The organism is Aliikangiella sp. G2MR2-5, assembly GCF_015687155.1.
Taxonomy (GTDB): Bacteria; Pseudomonadota; Gammaproteobacteria; order Enterobacterales; family Kangiellaceae; genus Aliikangiella.
The window spans coordinates 98,237-120,791 of the sequence record NZ_JADPQF010000007.1; the positions used below are offsets into that span (position 1 = coordinate 98,237).

20 protein-coding genes are annotated in these 22,555 nt (G+C 41.1%); 10 read left to right on the top strand and 10 right to left on the bottom strand.

The window, feature by feature from the left end:
• Positions 1 to 58 precede the first annotated feature (58 nt).
• A complete protein-coding gene (locus tag IYN84_RS18620) occupies positions 59 to 601 on the bottom strand; it encodes a GbsR/MarR family transcriptional regulator (protein WP_196140777.1) in 543 nt (180 codons plus the stop codon).
• Between the two features lie 719 nt (positions 602 to 1,320).
• Complete coding sequence (locus IYN84_RS18625) at positions 1,321 to 1,794, bottom strand: carboxymuconolactone decarboxylase family protein (protein ID WP_196140778.1); 474 nt, start codon at positions 1,792 to 1,794, stop codon at positions 1,321 to 1,323.
• 301 nt (positions 1,795 to 2,095) lie between these two features.
• Between IYN84_RS18625 and IYN84_RS18630 the strand changes: the two genes are divergently transcribed.
• Positions 2,096 to 2,956, top strand: a complete 861-nt coding sequence (locus IYN84_RS18630; protein WP_196140779.1) for an AraC family transcriptional regulator — start codon at positions 2,096 to 2,098, stop codon at positions 2,954 to 2,956.
• Here IYN84_RS18630 and IYN84_RS18635 read toward each other — a convergent pair whose 3' ends face one another.
• Positions 2,957 to 3,589 (bottom strand): TetR/AcrR family transcriptional regulator, encoded by a 633-nt coding sequence (locus tag IYN84_RS18635; protein WP_196140780.1) that lies wholly within the window; start codon positions 3,587 to 3,589, stop codon positions 2,957 to 2,959.
• 228 nt (positions 3,590 to 3,817) lie between these two features.
• Here IYN84_RS18635 and IYN84_RS18640 point away from each other — a divergent pair, with 228 nt between their 5' ends.
• On the top strand, positions 3,818 to 4,762 hold the full coding sequence (locus IYN84_RS18640; RefSeq protein ID WP_196140781.1) for a homocysteine S-methyltransferase family protein: 945 nt from the start codon (positions 3,818 to 3,820) through the stop codon (positions 4,760 to 4,762).
• An 88-nt stretch (positions 4,763 to 4,850) separates the two neighbouring features.
• Here IYN84_RS18640 and IYN84_RS18645 read toward each other — a convergent pair whose 3' ends face one another.
• Together IYN84_RS18645 and cysK are read right to left on the bottom strand one after the other, a co-directional pair.
• Positions 4,851 to 5,363 (bottom strand): hypothetical protein, encoded by a 513-nt coding sequence (locus IYN84_RS18645; protein WP_196140782.1) that lies wholly within the window; start codon positions 5,361 to 5,363, stop codon positions 4,851 to 4,853.
• A gap of 213 nt (positions 5,364 to 5,576) precedes the next feature.
• Complete coding sequence (cysK, locus tag IYN84_RS18650; protein ID WP_196140783.1) at positions 5,577 to 6,554, bottom strand: cysteine synthase A; 978 nt, start codon at positions 6,552 to 6,554, stop codon at positions 5,577 to 5,579.
• Between the two features lie 175 nt (positions 6,555 to 6,729).
• Between cysK and IYN84_RS18655 the strand changes: the two genes are divergently transcribed.
• Positions 6,730 to 7,461 (top strand): helix-turn-helix domain-containing protein, encoded by a 732-nt coding sequence (locus IYN84_RS18655; RefSeq protein ID WP_196140784.1) that lies wholly within the window; start codon positions 6,730 to 6,732, stop codon positions 7,459 to 7,461.
• 32 nt (positions 7,462 to 7,493) lie between these two features.
• On the opposite strand, the gene IYN84_RS18660 is transcribed toward IYN84_RS18655, so the two are convergent.
• The gene (locus tag IYN84_RS18660; protein WP_196140785.1) at positions 7,494 to 8,381 is read right to left on the bottom strand and encodes a hypothetical protein; all 888 of its coding nucleotides are present in this window, start codon (positions 8,379 to 8,381) and stop codon (positions 7,494 to 7,496) included.
• A gap of 85 nt (positions 8,382 to 8,466) precedes the next feature.
• Positions 8,467 to 8,760, bottom strand: coding sequence for a hypothetical protein (locus tag IYN84_RS18665; protein WP_196140786.1), 294 nt, complete (start codon positions 8,758 to 8,760; stop codon positions 8,467 to 8,469).
• A 297-nt stretch (positions 8,761 to 9,057) separates the two neighbouring features.
• Between IYN84_RS18665 and IYN84_RS18670 the strand changes: the two genes are divergently transcribed.
• Positions 9,058 to 9,645, top strand: coding sequence for a hypothetical protein (locus tag IYN84_RS18670; RefSeq protein ID WP_196140787.1), 588 nt, complete (start codon positions 9,058 to 9,060; stop codon positions 9,643 to 9,645).
• A 7-nt stretch (positions 9,646 to 9,652) separates the two neighbouring features.
• Here IYN84_RS18670 and IYN84_RS18675 read toward each other — a convergent pair whose 3' ends face one another.
• From IYN84_RS18675 to IYN84_RS18685, 3 genes are all read right to left on the bottom strand, one after another.
• Entirely contained in the window at positions 9,653 to 11,023 is a 1,371-nt protein-coding gene (locus tag IYN84_RS18675) for a DEAD/DEAH box helicase (RefSeq protein ID WP_196140788.1), read from the bottom strand.
• 130 nt (positions 11,024 to 11,153) lie between these two features.
• Positions 11,154 to 12,374, bottom strand: coding sequence for an urea ABC transporter substrate-binding protein (locus tag IYN84_RS18680; RefSeq protein ID WP_196140789.1), 1,221 nt, complete (start codon positions 12,372 to 12,374; stop codon positions 11,154 to 11,156).
• 2 nt (positions 12,375 to 12,376) lie between these two features.
• The gene (locus IYN84_RS18685; protein WP_196140790.1) at positions 12,377 to 14,596 is read right to left on the bottom strand and encodes a hypothetical protein; all 2,220 of its coding nucleotides are present in this window, start codon (positions 14,594 to 14,596) and stop codon (positions 12,377 to 12,379) included.
• 284 nt (positions 14,597 to 14,880) lie between these two features.
• Here IYN84_RS18685 and IYN84_RS18690 point away from each other — a divergent pair, with 284 nt between their 5' ends.
• The 6 genes from IYN84_RS18690 to IYN84_RS18715 all read left to right on the top strand — a co-directional run bounded on the left by IYN84_RS18690 (position 14,881) and on the right by IYN84_RS18715 (position 22,546).
• Entirely contained in the window at positions 14,881 to 15,396 is a 516-nt protein-coding gene (locus IYN84_RS18690; RefSeq protein WP_196140791.1) for a MarR family winged helix-turn-helix transcriptional regulator, read from the top strand.
• 1 nt (position 15,397) lies between these two features.
• Positions 15,398 to 16,123: a CPBP family intramembrane glutamic endopeptidase gene (locus tag IYN84_RS18695; RefSeq protein ID WP_196140792.1), complete on the top strand. Its 726-nt coding sequence runs from the start codon at positions 15,398 to 15,400 to the stop codon at positions 16,121 to 16,123.
• A 207-nt stretch (positions 16,124 to 16,330) separates the two neighbouring features.
• Positions 16,331 to 17,800, top strand: a complete 1,470-nt coding sequence (locus tag IYN84_RS18700) for a DUF4407 domain-containing protein (protein WP_196140793.1) — start codon at positions 16,331 to 16,333, stop codon at positions 17,798 to 17,800.
• Positions 17,801 to 17,987: 187 nt separating this feature from the next.
• Positions 17,988 to 18,416, top strand: a complete 429-nt coding sequence (locus tag IYN84_RS18705; RefSeq protein WP_196140794.1) for a hypothetical protein — start codon at positions 17,988 to 17,990, stop codon at positions 18,414 to 18,416.
• 497 nt (positions 18,417 to 18,913) lie between these two features.
• Complete coding sequence (locus tag IYN84_RS18710; RefSeq protein WP_196140795.1) at positions 18,914 to 20,059, top strand: saccharopine dehydrogenase family protein; 1,146 nt, start codon at positions 18,914 to 18,916, stop codon at positions 20,057 to 20,059.
• 198 nt (positions 20,060 to 20,257) lie between these two features.
• The gene (locus IYN84_RS18715) at positions 20,258 to 22,546 is read left to right on the top strand and encodes a GAF domain-containing hybrid sensor histidine kinase/response regulator (RefSeq protein WP_196140796.1); all 2,289 of its coding nucleotides are present in this window, start codon (positions 20,258 to 20,260) and stop codon (positions 22,544 to 22,546) included.
• The last annotated feature ends 9 nt before the right edge of the window (positions 22,547 to 22,555 follow it).

Here is a 22,555-nt window from a genome sequence, read left to right on the forward strand (position 1 = left end):
TTAGCAATGAGACCATTGAAAATTGATTCGTGTTGCAAGATGCCATTTCGGCCAGATGTTAATTTTTTCCGGTGATTCGCTCCTTCATATCCAGGACTTTACCCACGCCCGAGCCGAGCTTCATTAACGTCTTCAAGCTCTCTGGACTCATGCGGTGAATATCGTCAAACCAGGTATTAAATAATTCGAGCAAATCATGGATTTCCTGAACTCGCTGATTGGCAAAATGGTGGGTGTCACCGTGGTCGCTCATCAGTTGACCTCGAAGCAAAGATAGCGTCGGCTCCACTTCCCGCTTTCTTCTCTCCGAAAGCACCTGTAGAGCCAACTCCCAGATGGTTCCTGCCGGTTTAAAGTAGTCTTTGCGGTCACCGGGTTTGTGATGCACACGAATTAACTGCCAAGACTGCAACTCTTTTAATCCCATGCTGACGTTACCTCGTGAGATACTTAGCATATTCGCAATTTGATCGGCGTTAAGCGGTTCTTCGGTAAATACAATCACAGCTAACATTTGACCGACCGTTCGGTTAAATCCCCAGCGACTGCCCATTTCTCCAAAATGAACGACAAAAGTTTCCAGTTCTGCAGGTAGTTCCATGACAACCTCAATTTTCTAATTTTCAGAAATTACTGAAAATTGTAAACTTAATATTATTTTGTTCAATACTTGAGAAACTTATTTCTCGGGAACTATAGTTGATTTTTATCAAGCTAAATTCCATGTTTTTTTGAGTTTTTTATTAAATATCAGGCTGTTAATTATTCCATCGATAAAATGCGCTTGGGAATTTTGTAGGTCTGAAGCAGGATATTTGCCAGAGGTGAATAGGAAAAGACAATCATCAGTGAAGTGGTTCTAACGAAAACTTTAAGCCTTAACTTAATTCCTTTGCGCAGCATTTGTTCATTAGCCCCTAAATGTTTTCCAAGCCCCCTTGTTGTTCAAGTAACACCGGTAAAGTCTTTCCAGACATGAACCGATTCTCGAGCAACTCACATACAGTGTCAGGAGCTCTATACAAACGACTATAGTCACAACATAAAATGTATTATTCCTGGTTCATAGTTAGGTCCTACTAGAGGGTGGGGTGTGAAGGTAAATAGGTGCTAGGCGATCAGGCTCTTTCAATGCTTTAACAGGAGCCCTATGCGCCGGCCTTGCGGCCTGAGCATAGGGCTTTTTTGCCTACTTTTGCAGCTCTTGGCAAAAGTAGGTCGCAGCAAAACAAGGCGCTGCGAAACCTTTTGAGTCCATGTATTACCTGGGTTCAAAAAAATCCATCTTACCTCGTTTTGAATAGCGCACTTCAAAGCTATCTAGCGGTATTGCCCCACCTGATAACTACCAACATCAGCCCCTAAACTACCTGCCAGGCGATTCCAGCTATTAATAGCACATATCGCCATAGTTAAATCTACAATAGATCTTTCATCAAAGTGATGTTTCATTTCCTCCTTCAAACTATCACAGACCGGTTGATTATTGATCCCGGTAATTGCTTCACACCAGGCCAATGCCGCCCGCTCCTTTTCGCTATAGTAGGGTGTTTCTCTCCACGCACTCAGGCCATAGAGGCGCTGCTCAGTTTCTCCAAGGGCACGAGAGTCTTTAGTGTGCATGTCGATGCAGTAGGCACAAGCGTTTAGTTGTGATACTCGAATCTTTACCAGCTCCAGCAACGCCTTATTCAGCTGGTTGTTTTCCAGCTCCCGAGTAGTATATTTTTCTATCTCTAAAATGGGTAAAACTGCATTTGGTGCTATTTTCCAGTAGTTAATAGAAATCGTCATCTTCTTCTCCATGAATAAACAGTCAGGGGTTATTTAGATAATGCGATTGGAAAGATACGCTATTAAGTCATGCAAGAATTGTATTTTTTAGACAGGACAGGTTATGACTCTTTTGTATTTCTCTTTTGTATTTCGATTTAGAATCATGTAACCAGTTATTGTCACTAGCTGACCAAAGTTTCCTCCCCTGATATAATCTGCATTCACCACTCAAGACAGAGTTTGTTGGATCACAATAACTATTGGATTTAGCGAATTCAGTCGATTCAGCAAATTCAGTCAATTCAATGGATTCAAATAGTTGACACTACAATCAAAAGCTAGCCCATTGGCTCATTTAAACTTTCAGCGCCTGAAACCCCATCCTGCGCTAAGAGAGCTAGTGCAATGTTATTGGCATATCCAGGTCAATGATAATCACCACTCATCCGAATCAACATCAAAAATACAAACAGACTATTTTCATCCCGAAGGTGGTAGCGGAATTATTTTCAACTTCTCGAATTCCATTAAAGTTAATAACCAGCTAGTAAGTAACGATGTTTTTATTTCAGGTCCGACTTTAATCACGCACAACCTGCAAACAACAAATGATATTAATACCCTGGGCATTCGCTTTTATCCTGGCAGCGCTTCAACGTTTTATTCACAACCATTGTCCGAGTTGGTTGAACAACTTCTACAACCGGATGAGCTTTCAATAAAAGGTATTGGAAAGGATCTCTACGAACAACTTGCCGAATCAAAAAGCCTTCAAAAGCGTATAAACCTACTTGACCATACGTTGCTATCAATTTTAAAAAATTCGCAACCAGTAAGCTTACGAGTGCGTACCGCGGTTCGTCATATTAATTCAAGTCGTGGCAAGATTGAAATTGCTTCGCTCAGTGAGTTGCTTAACCTGAGTCAGCGACAACTTGATCGTGACTTCAAGCATCATCTTGGCCTGGTTCCCAAACAGTATTCCATGATAAAACGACTGGAATTTGCCAGAAACTTAATTAAAAATAATCCTTGCAACATGAACCTGACCGAAATAGCCCTGGAGTCCGGTTTCTACGATCAAGCGCACTTTACCCGACAGTTTAAACAGGTTATCGGAATTACTCCGAGCCTTTATCAAAAGAAAAGCAAGTGTATGGCGGAGTCGACTATTAAGTAATTAGTCGTCGGTTCGAACTTCAATCGAGTTCTCAAATAAAAGGCGTAGGTAATTTCGATATTGTAATATTTGCGACGCCAGAACATGGCGATCAGTTAATATCCGGGAGAGAATTATCCCTCCTTCAAGTACTGCTGAAAGCATATCGGCCAATTCATCGATCTCTATTGCCAGCCTGGGTTTACGACTTGCCATGATTACAGATAATTGCTCACTAAAAAGAGCACGCCAGGCTAAAGTCCCCTTCTTCATTGTCTCAATGATACTATGATCGAATTGCTGACTTTCATAAGTAAAAGCCGCCACCAAACAACCGGGATGAGTGTCTTCTAGTGCCAGCATAGCCTCTGCCAACAGTTTTAAAAATAGCAACATTTGTTGCAACGGATCTTCTGTTAGCTCTCTGGCGCGGGAAAACAAATCATTAAAAAATTCGTCATCAGCAGATAAATAGCGGTTAAGTAGTCCATAAGCCAACTCACTTTTTCCGTCAAAATGATAAAAGAAACCGCCTTTGGTAATATGCGCTTGCTGAATAATTTCTTCAATAGATGTACTGGCAAAGCCCTTTTGCAGAATAATACTTTCTGCTACATCCATAATTCGTTTTTTCGTTGAATCAGCCCTTTTCATCGCTCTATTAACTTCCCTGCTCCTTAAAAACTTTAATTTACTATACCAAAGGTATAGTAAATTAATCCAGAAACTCGAAATCCCTCCGCATGTTTTTTAACTTATTGAAATAAAAGAAATTAAAAACCTGAAGATTCATACCTGCGGTCTACTGCATTCACCCCACGGCTTTTATAAAATTAACTAACCGTAATAACATAGTTTTGCAACTCACACTAAGGAGAGAAAATGAGTTTATATCGCCGACAATTACCTTTAACACAACAGAGTCCACTGATAACCGACGGAGGACTTGAAACAGAGCTTATTTTTAAGAATGGCTATGAACTTCCCGAGTTTGCATCATTTCCATTATTGGAAACACAGCAAGGTCGAGAAGATTTAACTGATTATTATCAGCATTATCTGGAAATTGCTCGCACTCATCACAGAGGGATAATTCTCGAAGCTCCTACCTGGAGAGCGAACCCTGATTATATTGCCAAACTGGGGTACTCTCCTGATCAGGTATCAGTCATTAACGCTCATGCAATCGAGTATTTGAATGAACTTCGCAAAAGCTATCCTGTTTCGCAACCATGCCTGATTAGTGGCTGCATCGGACCTCGCTTCGATGGCTATCAACCCCAGCAGAAAATGAGTATCCAACAGAGTATCAACTACCATACAGCGCAAATCACCGCGTTTGAAGCGACCGATGCGGATCTGGTAACGGCCCTGACTATGACCAATGTTGATGAAGCACTAGGAATTTCTCTGGCAGCCAAAAAATTGAATATGCCAATAGTTATTTCGTTTACTACAGAAACCGACGGTCAACTTCCCTCAGGAGAATCACTCAAAAGTGCAATAGAAACAATCGACCGGGAAACTGCAAATTATCCGCTTTATTATATGATCAACTGTGCCCATCCAAGTCACTTTCAAAATAGACTGGGCGACGCCGCCTGGTGCCAACGAATACAAGGATTAAGAAGTAATGCTTCTTGTAAAAGTCACGCCGAACTGGATGAGTCGACCGAACTCGATAGCGGAGACCCGGTTGCGCTGGGCCTCGATTATTCGAAACTTAATTCAGTATTAAAGAATCTGAGGGTCATAGGAGGCTGTTGTGGTACCAACCACGAACACGTCGTACAGATGGTAAAATGTTGCAACCACTCGATTAACTAACCTGCAATAGACTCCTCAGCTTCGGATTTTAATCGAATAATGAGGAGTCCTGTCACGCACAATAGTCACAGACAACAGCCACAGACAATCACTGAGTCCGTTTAACGCTAACTCTTTTGAAAGCCAGCTGCCGGCGAATATCTGAATCTCCCTGACACCAGTTATTTGCCAGTGCATGCCATAACTCTTCACACCCGGGCATACCAAGCGCTTCCAGAAAGTTATTCTCAACTACGATAAACTGATTTTTGTAGGGCAGTAAAAAACCGCCATGTTGATTTAACAGCTCCAGAGCTTCGCGATAAGTATTGCACCAGTGATTAAGCAAACTGCTGCAACGACTCGAATACCAGAAAGTTCCGTAATCTTGCAATAGTTGCTGATTTTCACACTCAAGTACTCGGCGCGCATGAAGCCAGTCATCGAAGCCATAATGCTGGGCAATATAGTTTTGACAATGCTTCAACTGAATTGGGTTACCAGACTTTTTACCGGATATATATTTTTGAAAGCTTTTGACTTGAGGCTCGCTAGTATCTGTGCGAATTGATTTTAACAGTTTTTTAGACTGGATTTTTAGTTCTTCGATTGGCGATAACATATTTCAATTCCAAATAAGATTTTTGTTCCCCGCACAACAAATATTCAGAATGATAATGCTATATCTGGCTGAATTATCAGCGAATCAGTAACATTTCGAATGGGTGAGATCCTCTTGGCGGGCAGGCGTCCCATAACACCTGCCACAATTATCGCAAACCAGCCCGACTATGCCAAGAGCAAATTAACCGGAATTAATTTGATCCCATATCTTTCAGTTAGAATAGACTTTTTTATTTTCCAAACTACTCAAAAATTCATCGTCAGAGCCTTCGAGCAAATCTTCAAACAGGTAAGTAGAAAGATAACGCTCTCCTGTATCAGGCAACATGACTAAAATGTTGACTGATTGCTCAGCCTTTTGTGCGACTTTAAGCGCTGCGGCAACTGCTCCACCTGCGGATAATCCAACAAAGATACCTTCTTCAGCGGCCAACCTCATTGCAGTGTCTTTCGCTTCTTCATCGGTAACAGTTTCCAGAATATCCACTATATCGGGGTTAAGTACGTCAGGCATAAAGTTAGGTCCAACCCCCTGTATTTTATGTGGCTGCCACTCTTTGCCTTTAAGCAACTGTGAAGCCTGAGGCTCATAGGCTACAACATTAATATCGGGTCGAATTAACTTTAGTGCCTCCCCTATACCGGTAATGGTTCCGCCGGTACCCCAGCCACAAACTAAAAAGTCGAGTGGCTTATCTTCAAAATCACACAGAATTTCCTGGGCTGTGGTAATCCTATGAATAGCCGGGTTGGCAGGGTTTTCAAACTGTTTTGGTTGAAACCAGCCATTAGCTTTTGCCAGTTCCTCCGCTCGCTTAACCATTCCGGTCGCTTTCTCTGCCGCGGGAGTCAGTATGACTTTCGCTCCCAAAGCGCGCATTATTTTTCGTCTTTCCACAGAAAAAGTTTCCACCATAGTTGCGACAAATGGATAGCCTTTGGCTGCGCATACCATTGCCAGAGCTATGCCGGTATTACCCGAGGTTGCTTCAATGACTGTCTGTCCGGGTGTCAACTCGCCTCGCCTTTCAGCGTCTTCAATAATAGCTTTGGCCATCCGATCTTTAACCGAACCACCCGGATTAAAACTTTCCAGCTTAACGTAGATATTTGTTCCTTGCTGCACCAATTTGTTTAATTTCACAATTGGCGTATTCCCTATAGTCTGGCTGATATTGTTGTAAATCATGGCTCGTCTCCTTATTGGTGATAATGAATACCGTGTCTTAACAAACAGGTTAAAACTGAAAGCTATTCATTTTTAGTCCAATAAATGTTGTAATTGACTACATAATTTGTAGCGAAAAGAGTTACCAGGCTAAACGGTTTTCACACTAAATCGGGATAGTAGATAAGGAACGACTATGAATGAACGGATGCTCGACGAGCAAAATCTCAGCGAAAAGTACGACTATGGGGAAGCCTGTCCAGTGTCGATGGCGACCTCTATTCTTGCAGAGCGGTGGACCTTACAAATTATCAGAGAAATGTTTCTGGGCTCAACCAAATACTCTCAATTTCAAAAATACATGCCCAATATCTCTCCAACGTTACTAAAAAATCGACTTAGAATGCTGGAAGAAAACGGTATCATACTGAGAAAGAAAACGGCGACTCAAGGCCGCTACGATTATTATCTAACCCCTTCAGGGAAAGCGCTTGGCCCTGTATTAACAGAAATAGGTAAATGGGGTATGCGCTTTGCAAATGAAGGAATGACGGAAAAGCAGAATACCGTATATGGATTACTGCGAGATTTGTCCGGAGCGATCGACCTGGACGAACTACCCGACTGCGACATTACCATACAATTTACCTTTAAAGACAACCCGGACAACCCCAGGCACTTTATCAATATATACAATGGTGAAGCACAATTTTGCAGCCAGGATTTAGGCTATGAGGTCGATGTGTATATCACAACCACAGTCGAGCAAATGACCAAAATCTGGTATGGTGAACTTTCCATGCATAAAGCCATAGAAAGTGAAGCGATGTTGGTGGTCGGCAATATCGAGTTGACCAACAATATATCAAAATGGTTAAGAGTAAGTGGCTTTGCAACAGGTAATGGCAAATTCACACCACCAGCGTAGATATTAATTTGTTGAGGCGCCCACCTGCTGGCTTAAACAAGTTTCAGCTGCGGATAATGTTCCAACCTTTGTTTACAGTCTCTAAGCGCAGATTTGAAAAATCCACGCAAATGTTTTTTCAGATGCCTTGCGGCTTTTTTGCCATCAATTCCTTTGAGCTGACAAAACAGAGCGAGCGCATAGGTCGACTCCTCTTCATTCATAAATACCTGCCTGAACGGTGCCTGTGCGCCGCCACAACCACCGCAACCACCACTGCGAGGAACTATTGCGCTATTAGCAAATATCACACCGAATCCCATAAAGATACCAATGAGTTCTCCCGCCATGGGAAGGTAATCCTTTCCTCCGGGAGGAAGCTTTCCTGCGGCACTTATCAGATGGTGAGACAAACCATGAACAAAATGGGCGATAATACCTTCAGGACTTCTAAGCTGCTGAGAATGATAGGCAAAAATAATCGCCTTTGCTGATGCCGACTCAGTTGATACTTGCTGCATTTTGGGGTGTGGAAAACTGGAAACCGGCATACTTGAGAAGTGGACAGATTCATCAACCACCGGCAACTGCGGAGAATAGGACTTAAATTCGGCAACAGCGCCTTTACCGCGCAATTTACCGCTGACGATCAGAGGAGGTTGTTGCGGTAGTTCACACTGAGTTTCGTCAAGTCTAACTAATTCGGTGGGCCAGTGTTCCATTCCCGCATATGCTTTAACCTGACTGAATATTAAATCCGCCATCCCCTCTACTGAGGTTTCCTTACCCGGGAAATACTCGTTATTTGGGAGAACCAGTACGGCTTCGTCCAGAAAAACAGTCTTGTCAAACTGTTCCATGGCCCAAGCATAGCTGTCGAAAATCCACAGAATAATATCTTCATCCAACAGCTGTTTTTCGCGATTAAAAATACCAAGCATCAAAATAGATTTGTGTTAACAGAAAACCTATGCAGGATGTTACTACAAAGTTACCTTAAAAAGCAGCATTGTTCATCTGAAATAGCTATCTGCCTGACTTTGACTTTAGAAAATAGGCGCTAAGAGGACCATCACCATGCATGAAAACCCATTCCTGATAACAGCTCTTACATCGAAACAGGCTTGTTAACCCATCACTACGAACTAACAATAGCTGTCGCTGTTCCTCATAGTTGCGTAGCCGCTGATAAATACTTTTCGCGTCCGATTCCAAAGCCAATCTGTGTGACTGCACTTGCTTCAACTCATCACACAGGTGACACTCTGAAGAGACAAAATAATCTGATTTTCCTGAACGATTCATATCTCTATGTCCCATCTGTTCCAGTCCTCTGAATGAATATGCGCTGCAGCTGAAATCTACTCAACAATGTTATCCGATTCATTATAGCTTCTTGATAGGCTACAGAAACCTTCCTTTACCACAAATAATCCATTTGAGCCTGTTCAACGAATCTAACTCTGATAAATGCCAAACATAAGCACTATTCAAACTTACGACAACCAAGGAGAACGAAAGGCTCAGGGTCGGTATTTCCAACGGTTCTTTGCATTCCGTTATTTATTGCAATAGCATTTAAAAATAATCAGCATCCCTTGTCGGAGGAAACTTCTTATGAAAAAGACTTTTCTGTTGTTACTCATTATCTTGACGGCTGTTGATAAAGCATTTGCTATTACCTGTGGAACGTCTCAACCTTTCACTCGCGAGATTGAATCAAGTAAAGCAAAGACTAACGAACGTATCGCCCTGGTTAAGGTCAACGATAAAGAGATTGAGTTCCAGGGCAAGATCTACCCCGGCTTTGAATTCGAAATTATTGACTTTTGGGATGATAAATCTACTGGCAGAGTTGGTGATAAGATAGATACCGGAGAAGGTCTAGTTTTCTACTATTCAAATACTGTCCCGGAATCAACAGAAGAAGAGCGCCTCAAATCCAAAAGACGTTATTTTCCAACTAACAGTCATTGGTTAATCCGGCTTACAATCAAAGGCTCACATAAAAGCGCCTTCCGTTACGAGACTCCGATCTGCGGTTCAATTATTCGATATTTTTCAAATTCAGACACTCTGGAGGGCTTTATATTTGATCCAGAGAAACAAAAAAAATCGGGTAATCCGCTCAAAAGAACAGCACAAACAATGAGTGCGAGTAAATTAAAACAGATTATTCTTGAAAAAACTGTCGTTACTGAATAAATCCCAATTATTTTTTGCTTATTGAGTTTTTATCAACTTGCTTTTTCCTGGATGCAGACCGCTTTTTTGTTTCTGCCTTGATTTTTGCTTTTGCTATTTTTTTCTTATGTGGCTTTTTCTTTTTTGCCGCAACTAACGGAATATCAGGAAATTTTTGCTCAGGTTTAAATCCAGAGACCCCAATTTTTTTAAGCTTTACTCCGATTAAACTTTGTACTTTTTTCAACAAATCAATTTCATCCATACTGATCAGAGAAATAGCCTGTCCGGCTTCACCTGCTCGTCCGGTTCGACCTATGCGGTGAACATAATCTTCGGCAACTTTCGGTAGTTCATAGTTGACCACCAAAGGCATCTGTTCGATATCCAGTCCTCGCGCAGCAACATCCGTCGCAACTAAAGCCTGTACCTTACCTGCTTTAAATTCTGATAGTGCTCTATTTCTCGCTCCCTGCTTCTTGTCTCCGTGGATAGCGGTAGATTTAATACCCGACTTTTCCAGATCATACGCGAGCTTGTTTGCTCCCTTTTTAGTTTTTACGAATATTAAAGCTTTTTCCCAACGATGGTGCCCAATCAGATAGCTTAACAAAGCTGTTTTTTGACTTTTCTCAACAGGATGAAACCACTGGTCAACCGTACGTGCAGTAGTATTTGCCGGTGTCACTTCGACTTCAAGCGGATGATTTAAGAACTGTTTACTTAGCTGCTTGATGGTTTCTGAAAATGTGGCAGAAAGTAGAAGCGTCTGCCGACCCTGAGGTAATTTCGCTTTGATGCGCTCTATATCCGGTAGAAATCCCATATCTAACATTCGATCAGCTTCGTCCAATACCAGATACTGGAGTTCATCAAATTTAACCGCATTCTTGTCCATTAGATCCAATAAACGACCAGGAGTAGCAATTAACACGCTGGCTCCTTTACGAAGCTTCATCATTTGCGGATTAATTTTTACTCCGCCATAAACCACTAGCGATCGACATCCTGTATAAAGTCCATATTTCTCAGCATTTTGGTGTACCTGAAGCGCAAGCTCTCTGGTAGGTACCAATACCAAAGCCTTTACCTGATTCCCTTTCGGCGGCTTGGCGTCACTTAATTGATTAAGAATTGGTAAAATAAAAGCAGCGGTTTTGCCTGTTCCGGTTTGAGCTGAGGCCATTAGATCATGTCCCGCCTGAATTGCTGGAATAACTTTTAACTGGATTGGTGTCGGCTTAACATAATTATTTTCAGTTAACGCCCGCAGAAGCTCTCTTTTTAGTAGCAAACTGGAGAATTCTTGTTTTGGTGAACTATTATCTGTCGCCTGTTGCTGAACTAGCTCATTATTTTCGGCAGATATTTTACCGCTATCAGCATCGATTTTTGTCATGGAATGTACTATCTCGGATTGGCCTCTTCTTAGTTAAGGGTCGTAGTTAAGAGGTTATAGTAAAGGTTATTGACCGGTATAATATCGGTTCCCGTCGACATTGGCGATAAATTATCGAATTAATAAACAACTAAAATTCGTCAACAAAAGCTTTCCACTCCTTCTCGCTACGACTCTGAGGAAACGGTTGCGGAGCAATAGGCACCTTGGAAAACCATACGCTGCGAAGTTGCTTGTTCTTGTCAATTTGAGCGATATGAATTGGCTTCCAGGTATGATGCGTATTTTTCTCAACGTATATCATGCCACCAGGCCCCTGAATAGATATATCACTGGTATATTTTAATACCTCTTCCACTTCAGAAGTTCTCGCCATTCTTACGGCTTTTGCCCATAAATGCACTCCCAAATAGGCCGTAACCATCGGATTACCGATCCTGCTCATCGCTCCATATTTTTCAGTGAATCTCTTTTTGAACTCCTGATTAATATGGTTATTGGAATCTGATAAATAATTCCACACTAGAAAATCTCCATCCATATCAACATCAGCAAACAGGGATAGCTCATCTTCAGCAATGGAAAATGAGAAAGTCGGCACTGACTTTGGATAAATATTACTTTCTCTAAGAGCTTTGAAAAAGCTTAAATTGCTGTCACCATTAATAGTATTGAAAATAGCATCTGGCATAACTCGACGAATATCCTCAACAACCGAAGAAAAATTCTTTTCGCCTAAGGGCACATAAGACTCACCAACAATTTCTCCTCTCCATTTTTCTACTTGATCTTTTATCACTTGATTGGTTGCTCGAGGATAAATATAATCCGATCCAATAAGATAGATTCGCTTGCCAATTTCACTAAATGTCCACTCTAAGGCAGGCAATACTTGTTGATTGGGAACCTCTCCAAGATAAATAACATTTTTTGATAGCTCCATACCTTCATACTGTAATGGGTAGTAAAGTAAATGGTTGTTTTTCTCTATAACAGGTAGAACAGCCTTGCGGCAACTCGAAGTCCAACAACCAAAAATAGCCTCTACCTCGTCTTTCTCAATTAGCGCTTTTGCAATTTCGGTAAATATCCTTGGGCTAGACTCGCCATCGCGCACAACGGCCTTTATTTTTCTTCCCATTAAACCACCTTGTTGATTGATTTCATCAACAGCGAGCAGCACAGCGTCCACAACGCCTTTTTCACTAACAGCCATGGTTCCACTTAAAGAGTGCATTACTCCTATCTTTATTGCCGGTCTATGGAAATAACTAACAATAATAAAGATTAAAGAAATCATTACTACTGCGATTAACAGAAAAAACAGACCTTGCTTGATATTGCTTTTCATTTTTAATAGAACACCCAAATGGTTACAAAAAACAACACTGAGGACAATGCCGGCCAGTAAAGTGTTTTCGAAATAAAATTTTCATCTCTACCTTGAATAGCTTCATGCTTGGCAATATAAATGGAGCTGACGGCTACATATAAAAGCATGACGTAGATAACGAAATAGAAGTATTCAAAATACATGATTCTTGATGACTCAAGAGACTGTCTTAGTTCAGAATGATTTATACCCACAACAAAAAATAGTGCGGACAATCCAATAACAACATTGCTAGCGGAAAATCCAAGCCAATCCGCAGCCTTGCTTGATTTGGTACTAATCAATACGATCAAGAACATGATGATCAAGATTAGTAGAACCGGAATAATACGAGAAACAAATGGTGTTAAAAATTCACGTCGAATTTTGACGTTGTATAACAGCTCAGGTTTATTGATCAAGCCATTAGCTCTTTTACTACCAAAATTAGTGCTAAATTTTTCGTTGTGAAAGCTAAACCAGCTTTCTTCCATTTTCCAGCCAGGCAATACAAAGCCATCTTGCACACCGGGAGTCAATTCGGGGTTTGGTAGAAAGTATGACTCAAGATCAGGTATCAGAATTACATGCTTTTTAAAATCCTGGTGCCACATCCGCAACCAGACTTGCTGAGAATCGAGGGGATAGAGCGAATAGTCAAACTCTTGCCTAAGCGTCGCAAACACATACCAGCCGATGAGTTCTTCGCAGTCATAATCTTCAATTTTTTTCAGACTACAAGCTGGATCCGATGGATCTGCTAACTCTCGATAAACCTGCTGCATCAAAGGCGTTTCCGCCTCAGGAAATACCAACCCGCGTGAAACACCTTTGTGCTCTCCTTTTTTATAGTGCTGCCAGACATATCCTGATATTTTTACATTGTTAGCACCTTGAAATTCGATCGACTGCAGGTAAACACCCGTTTTTACAAATCTCGGCTGCTCGATAAAACGCTCATTCGCCGTCTGCTTTTGACGATTGGTGAAATCATTAAGTACATTGCCACTCATTACTTTTATCTCGTCAACACTTTCTTGAAGCGGATAATATTCAGCTACAGTCCAGAATCCACCTACACCGGCAAAAATGATTAGCGATGCTAATATTGAAGCAAAGAGCGAATGTTTTAATGGCGCGGAAAAACTGAAAAATATGACGATAATTGACAATACCAACCAGGTAGTTAACAGGAAGATAAGAAGGAACCATTGACGACGCAAGTTATCTTCATCCAAAGTTCTCTCCTGGTCGACAATAACCACCGCAGCCCAACCAAGTCCGGCCATAGGCTGGTAGATCATCCAGGATTTCTCCTGCGTCATTGGATTAATATGTGAAACATACCCTTTCTCTCCGGCAACCGCGTGAATAGCCATTGAGTTCAAGGTACTATCTTCGGCTTGCCACGCAGACTCGAAGATAGTACCGCCGGTAAGTATTAACTCTTCGTCGGGGTGAACTATATAGCGTCCCTGACGGGAAAGAACGAAATAATAGGCAATAGTCTCATGTTCAAACTGAATCAGTTTTTTGAGTTTGTCTATCGAAAGATTGCCAAAAATAACGCCACTCGGTGCATCCCTGTCCTTGTCTTTTCCTGGCAACCAGAAGGGGATACCAAACTCAGTAATCAAACGCTTGCTTGCTTGTCCGTAGAATGGTTCAGACCAGGTATTTCCTTCTAAAAGAGGCTTGCGATACCAGGTATATTCAAATTGAGTGTAGTCATATTTGATTGGTCGTTCTACAACAGTATTATCATCCTCAATAACAAAATAGCGAGAAAATAGCCGGGGACTGTCGGGACTAGATTTTGGCTCAAATGCCAGACCTAATCCATACATCCAGGCATTCTCTTTCAAATCCTTTTGAAGTCGCTCCTCTATTTTATCGATATCCAGTCTTCCACTAGCAATATCTTGTGATATCTGTTCCACCACTGGCTCGACCTTTCTGACCAGCTTTTCTATCTCCAGGGTTTTGTCACCAATGCTTTTGGTAATCGCATCCAGAACTTGCTGAGCGTTATTGTGGTTTTCAGTAATGACTTTGAAATATATTCCCATGCTCATGATAGTAAGTAAAATCAAAAGCAATAAACTGATATTTCTAACTCGAATAGCTATCCGTTCTGACAGTTTTTTTTCATTATTTTCAGCATGAAGAATTTGATTTTTTCCTGCCTCAATTTCGTACATGTCAAGATTTCCCTTCGCGACTATTTCCGCCGACAAGAAACAGAAGATTCCATGTAAATGAATATAGTCAACTCCAGTCAATTGGGATAGGCGATTAGTTGGAATTTAAGCTCGAGGTTGCTAAAAGTGTTAAAAAATCTCGAAAAGAGAGGTAAATCCAAAGCTATGTGACATAGATACACCCCAACCCCAACAAAAATACTTACAAGTACTTGTACAAATTCGTCACTCAGGATAATATATACAAGTACCTGCATATATAGACAAGCGGAAATATTCAAAACATGCACAATAGTAAGATAGATATTGCCCCCTCCGATAATGATTACCTTGATACTCTTGGAAGCCCCTACCTGGCTCATTTTGCACGCAGGCTGGCGGATCTCATTATCGAACAGGGGACAACAATACTGCTCGAAAAGGGAATGGTTACTCCGTCAACAGCTTTGTCCACTGTTTTCTATCTGGACAACAATCAGAATGTTACTGTCGCTTGTCTTGCTAATGCTTTAAGTGTGAGCCACCAAATGGCAACTCAAAGAATTAACTCTTTGATAAAGCTAGGTCTGGTAACAAAAGGCTCATCGGATAAAGATAAGAGGGCCAAATATGTAGTGCTTACCAGAAAAGGAAAAGAAGAAGTAAAACAGCTCATTCCATTTGTCCAGAACCTGGCTCGTGCTTTTGAAGAGCTGGAATCAGATCTAGAGTGTCAGCTCACTCAGGTGATCAGGGATGCTGAGAAATCCTTGCTTGAAACCCCCTTAAAAGAGCGCCTCTCAAATTTATCAGGACATTAACATGACCACTCCGGTGAACACTCAAATCAATAAAAAAGCACTCTTTCTGGATCTGTTCCTGATCCTGGCAACGTTATTTGCCATCAAGTACTTTTTGCTGCAATTTTCTTCAACATGGACCTTTGCTGGACCTGTCTCGCTTATAGTAGCGCTCACAATCGCTAGCTGGCGCCTTAAATCGAGAAGTCAATTATGGTCAGAGCTTGGCTTTGCTCATACACAATCCCATATAAAGTTGTTGTTATGGACGGTCGGTGCATTAGTAGTAACTATCGTAACAGGCGTAATAGCCGGAGCAATAGCTAACGGCCTGCTATCGCCTCAAGTTGTCAATGAGCAAACAATCAATTTTACTCAAAACCGGTTTGCAGATGTTCCCGGCAACCTGCCTGTTTACCTATATTGGCTTTTAGTATCCTGGATTATCGGCGGTTTCACCGAGGAACTATTATTTCGCGGATATCTGTTAAATCGGTTTGAAAGTATTTTCACTGGGCTGCCAGCTAAAACGACACTCGCAATCATCGCTCAAGCGGTAATTTTTGGTCAACAGCATATGTATTATCAGGGCATAACAGGGATGGTGGAAACAGGACTTATCGGCATAGTTTCAGGTACTATTTATATCCTGTGTGGCAGACGTTTGTGGCCTTTGATTATTTCTCACGGTCTGGCTAATACTCTCGGAATGACCATGATTTATCTGGGGAACGTACCTGCGGCATAGTAGTAGCCATTAAAGTCCATCGTCATTGCCTGCCGTTACTCCTGCTAACGGTAGAAGAGTATTAACCTATTCCAGCGGTAATGCATCTACTGATACACACATATATTTACAAATTCAAAACAACCAAATCTTACTTTCTGTCGTCTTAATACTCTTTAAAACTCTATTTTTACCCGTTCGAGTTGTTCAATCTTTTAGAGGCAGACCATGGCAGACGAGTATAGCAATGAAAAAATTTCGGCCGACAATAAACCGGTCATGGCAATAAGAAATGACTTTGAAAAAAACTTATTCAAAGAAGGAATTTTTTTCAAACTATTCTCTTTTCTTTCACTTACTGACTACGAAGAGTTAAAGAAGTGTGGAAAATACGATCGGACCCTGGTTTACGCGATGGTCTTTCGTCAATTAGTAACCTTTGCCTTTACCTGCATGTTGTTCACCTACGGGGTATCTTTATTTCTGGACTTTAAAGTCGCAGTTATCGTTGGAATTATCTTCTCTCTTACTTTGTTCTTCCTTGATCAGGCTATTATCGGATCGGACTGGGCACTGAAAAATCCTTTTAAAGGAGGTATCCCATTTAGAAGCATATTAGGTCTTATCCCGAGAATTATTTATTCATTAATCATCGCCGTTGGCCTGGCGACGCTAGCGGAAATCAGTTTACAAGCCAATGCAATCGATGAGCAGATTCAACATGAATCAAATGAGAAAAATCGTCCCTACTTTACCAAGCTTGAAAAATATGAACAGGAGCTGGAAACCGGCATCAGTGTTGATCGCAGGAAAGTTGAAGATATTCAAGCTGAAATCCAGCAACTGAGTGATCAAAACCATCGTTACGAGCAAGCATCACGCACTGACGATGAATCAACCTTAAGCAATACTCTGTCTATCAAGCAGCAAAACTCTACAGAGTTACAGCGAACTCAACAAACACTATTCAATGAGATAGCATCTATCAATAAGCGACTGGCTAAGGCACGAGAAGACTATAATTTCTGGTTCAATGAAGCCTTACTGGAACGTACTGGAAAGGATGGTCGTGCGCCTACAGAGGGCCCTAAATATCATCGTGCGGTAGCTACATATACAGACCTAGGGAAACAGATAGAAATTCTTGAGAGTGAGTTAAAAGATACCCAACAAAAGCTCGAGTCGCTAAAACCTGATATTGAGTCAGCTCTCCAGGCACTAAATCAGGTACAGAAAAACATCAATGATTTACAACTTACCGAGGCAAATTATGAACAAAACAAGCAAACAATTGCACGCCTCGAAGATAGTTTAGGCACCGCTAAAAGTATGCTCAACCGTGCAATTGATGAAAAACAAAAGAAAATGGATGAGTATCGTCAGAAACTTGAAAAAGATGGATTGTTTTATGAGGTGAAAACAGGAATGCTACGCCGTTACCTTGCGCTAAAAAATATCCATCGAGATCCCGAAATAGGCGAAGCCGCAATGTTGTTTAGCTGGTTACTGAAAATCTTCTTTATTGCCATAGAGCTAATGCCCGTGATTATAAAACTTTTCTTCTCACCATTTAGTTTTTATTCATTAAGAATGTATCGCAAAATGCAGGAAGCCTTACTAGAAGAAGAGGAAAAACTGGAACTAGCAAGGGCAAAATACAGAAAACAGGATCACTATCCAATTAAAGATGTCAGCTAACACAAAAACAGAAGAATATAAGCTTGAACCTTCATTATCATAAGCTATATTTTGAAAGCCGTAGTATATCTGATGAATGAGAGAGAACGAGTTTACTTTCTCTCTCATGTTAATCACATTGTTATTCAGCCAGGGTTCAGCTAATTAAACTATGCTATGGTAAAATTCATTATCAAAGGCCTCCAGTGTGCTCCCAAAAACACTACTTATCGTTTTGGTATTATTTCTTTTCTTACTTTTTCTTTCAATGCATGCCAAAGCATCTGATTCGCTTTCAGAAAGCCTTATGATCGACCAGACAATAGTCAATTCAGAGTTAATCCAATTTCGCAATGATAACAAAGTCTATCCGGAAAAAAGTCAGTTTAAAGTAATTCATGCCTTAACTATGAGCAATGAACAAGGGGAACGTTGGGCAACAGTCACCATTAAAAACATGGCCGGTGGCAGAAGAATATTTGAAGCGAATCATCTATTGGCATTGTTTGCCAATGGCAAGCGTATTTTCCCCGATATGCAAGAGGAGCTTTTCGACAGCAAGGAAACGCGCTCTGTTACAGTTTACTTTGGCAACAGCCGTTTTCCAATCCTTTCAATAGTAACCCGGGAGAACTAGGATTTTTTTATTATCATTCTTATGTTCTTCTTGCCTATAGTACAGCTCAGTTAAAAAGCATAGATTTATTTTTCAACCGTGATAAAAAAATAAGTGCATTAACTTTAACAATTAAGTCGGTACTATGGGACACTGTCCTGACCAAGATAATTGAGTGATTTTTTCAGTAGTGCTCAATATAGCTCTTGATATTTAGTGAGAAGTAAATGTAAGCTTGGGGTTATCGACAAAAATAATGACCTCTATGAATCAACGCGAATCAGCCTCTTATTTGCTCAACTCGGCAAGCACTGAGCTGGTTGCGTATGTCAACCGCTTTAGCGGACTCTAGCTAAATCAGCCTTTTTAATTCTCGAATACCACCTAACTCGATACAGGGTTTAAATTTATTGCATCTGTACGTAGTGTTTTTTGCTCACAATCACTTTCGGTGATATCGAGAAATTCTTTTTGACTAAAAAATCTTAGTTTTTATTCTTATTTTAAGGAGTTTACCGATGAAAGTTATCGTGCTTGGCGCAGGTCTGGTTGGCGGGCCAATAGCCAGAGATCTGGCCGTAGAAGATCAATTTGACGTTAGTGTAGCAGATTTCTCTACCTTAGCGCTGGCCAGACTCAAACAGCAATGTTCAGACATAACAACTATTCAGAAAGACTTATCCTTTCCTGACAACGTCACAGAACTAGTTAGCCACTTTGATCTAGTTGTCAGTGCAGTTCCAGGATTCATGGGATTTGAAACCGCCAAGGCAATCATTAAAGCCGGAAAAAACTGTGCCTGTATTTCTTTTTATGAAGAAGATCCTTTCGAACTTGATCAATTGGCGAAAGAAAATGGAGTAACCATGGTTATGGACTGCGGTATTTACCCTGGCATGGGTAGCGTACTGATTATGAATGCAGTCCAACAACTGGACATGGTTGATAGCATTTTAACTTTTGTCGGAGGACTACCGGAAATCAGGGAATGGCCAAGTGAGTATAAAGCAGTTTTTTCACCGATAGACGTTATTGAAGAATATATACGCCCTGCTCGATATATCGAAAATGGTAAAGAAGTCGTTCGCCCTGCTCTGTCGGATCCTGAATATATTTTCTTTCCTGAGGTAGGAACTCTGGAAGCTTTTAATACCGATGGTCTGCGTACTCTGGCGCAAACTATAGACGCCCCCAATATGAAAGAAAAAACACTACGCTATCCCGGCCATATTGAAAAAATGGCGATTCTGAGGGAACTAGGCTTTTTCTCTAAAGAAAAGACATTAGAGTTCAACGGTAGCAAGGTGAGTCCACTTGAAATGACAGGACAGGTACTTTTTCCAAATTGGCAACTTAAGCCAGGTGAAGCAGACATCACCATTTTTCAGTCGGTTATTGAAGGGACAAAGAATGGTCAAAAAGTTCGCTACACCATTGATATGAATGACCGCTATTGCCCAGAAACCGATATTATTTCAATGGCTCGAACCACCGGCTACACTGCCACACATGCTCTACGGCTGATTGCCAGCGGAACTTATTCGCACGTTGGAATCTCCCCACCTGAGTATCTCGGGAAAAGAGCTGAATGTGTATCATTTTTAAAACAGGGACTGGAAGAACGTGGTGTCGTCTACAAGGAGTCCATGGAAGTTATCGACTAGACACCAATTAAACGGGCGACCCTGCAGGCAAAGCTTATAAGCCAGGGTCGCGAACAATCAAAACAGGGGGCCTGACCACAAAAATCAGGATAAATCGATCGACTTATTCAACTGGTCTATACTTAACTTCTAAACCCAGACTCCACTTAAAGACTTATTGTTAGCTCTTTTATCTATCGGAATGAGAAGATAGCGAAGTTGAAGACTAAACACTCCAATAACTCATTGAATACTAACGCTTCACTTTCAAACAAGGCGCTAGTAGCAACTATCGCGGCATACAGCGAGAAAGTTAATCAGCCATCCGCAAAACGTTCCATTGCCGAATGTCTGGCCCAACACCTTGGTCAACTGGTAACGTTTAATGCTTTTCTTTTCGGGTTATTTAATGAGAAGACTCAGGCTATTGAGTTCGACTATGTTTTACTGGATAACAGGGAGCAAACTCACTTTTCAACCCACATGAGTGAAAAGGCCAATCCGGCTATCAAGTGCATCCTTGAGAAAGTACCAATTCACCATCCAAGAGTATCTTCAAAAGATCCGTTTCGACTGAATACAAGAATCAACTCCTATCTATTCTGGCCTCTTCTGGCGGACGACCAAGTCATCGGCGTAATATCAGTGCAAAGTAATCAACAGCAAGCCTTTGACTCTTTGACAGAAGAAGTCATGTGTTCTTTCGCCAATATCACGGCATCTGCAGTCAAGCTCTCAAAAATACAACAGGAAATTGAAACACAGAAATCCTCGGCAATTCTTTCCAATCAAAATGTACGCATCATTAGTGAAATTGGCCGAGAAATTAATTCAACACTTGATCTGGAAACCGTTCTCTGGACAGTTTACCAACATGTGAACAAGTTGATGGATGCTACCGTATTTGGAATCGGTATCTATGATGAAAAAGAACAGCTCATTCGAATCGATCTGGCGATGGAAAGAGGCCAGCGTTACAAGCCCTACACTCGAACCATGGAAATCAAGAACCAGTTTCCCGTGTGGTGTATAGAAAATAGAAAAGTCGTGTTCATCAATGACATACGTATCGAAGGCAAAAAGTACTTCGATGTGAACGAGTATGATAACTGGGAAAATAAGCGACCGGTATTAAAAGATGACGCCTATTCCGGTGTCCCATTGGCATTAATATATGTTCCTATGATGCTGAATGATATGGTGTACGGCTTTATAACCGTACAAACCTTTGAGACTGGTTCCTATACAGACATTCATGTTGATATTCTCCGTTCGATCGCAGGTTATACTGTCAATGCGATTGCTAATGCCAATGCCCACCAACAACTGGAAAAGACAAAAGAGTCGCTACGACTAGCCAAGAGAGAAGCAGAAAAAACTGCAGAATCTAAAATGCGTTTTTTAGCAAATATGTCGCATGAGATACGAACCCCCATGAATATCATTCTCGGATTCATGAATGTAGTATTGGAACATGATCAGCTTTCGCAGGAAGATAAAGAGCATATCAATACCGCCCATTCAGCTGCTCAACACTTGCTCACTATTATTGATGATATCCTTGATGTCACCAAAAACGAAAGTGGAAAGTTGGTACTCGAGTCTATTCCTTTTGATCTTTTTAAGCTTCTTTCAGATACATCACACTTACTTAAGTTTAAGGCAGAAGAAAAAGGTCTGGCCTTTCATTTTGATTACTCGCCTCAGCTTTCCCATTATTTTCGCGGTGACCCGGTACGTATCAATCAGGTAATACTTAACCTGTCGGGAAATGCGATTAAATTCACTGAAAATGGAAGTATCAAACTAAAAGTAGAACAGGTTAAGGGTTCTAAAGAAGTGCTATTTTCTATAAGTGACACAGGTATCGGCATTTCTCAGGAAAAACAGGAAAACATTTTCGAAAGCTTTACCCAGGCAGACACCTCTACTACTCGAACTTTTGGTGGAACTGGCCTCGGTACCACCATTTCTCGTCAATTGGTCAACGCGATGAAGGGTAAGATATGGTTGGAAAGCCATCTTGGGAAAGGTACAACCTTCTATTTTACACTTCCTCTGGAGGTTAGTGAAAAATCGCAAATTCCGGTAGAAGATCACAACGAGGATTCGTCAGACTCCCCATTTAAAAGTCTTAACGTGTTAATAGTGGAAGATACCGCACCAAACGCTTTATTAATGAGTGTAGTTATGCGCAAAAAAGGTCATCAACTCACCATTGTCGATGATGGTCAAAAAGCGCTGCAAGCAATAAAAGAAAATAACTTTGATATAGTTTTTATGGATGTTCAAATGCCGATAATGGATGGTCTGACAGCGACCAGAAAAATTCGTCAACTGAAAGATAAGAACAAAAGCAATGTTACTATTGTCGCAATGACAGCATCCGCACTACAAGAAGACAGGCAAGCTTGCTTCGATGCAGGTATGGACGAAGTACAAACAAAACCCGTTGACTTCAAAGAGCTTTTTGCAATTTTAAATAGAGCGATGCAAGCTTCCAGGTAAAAGACAGTA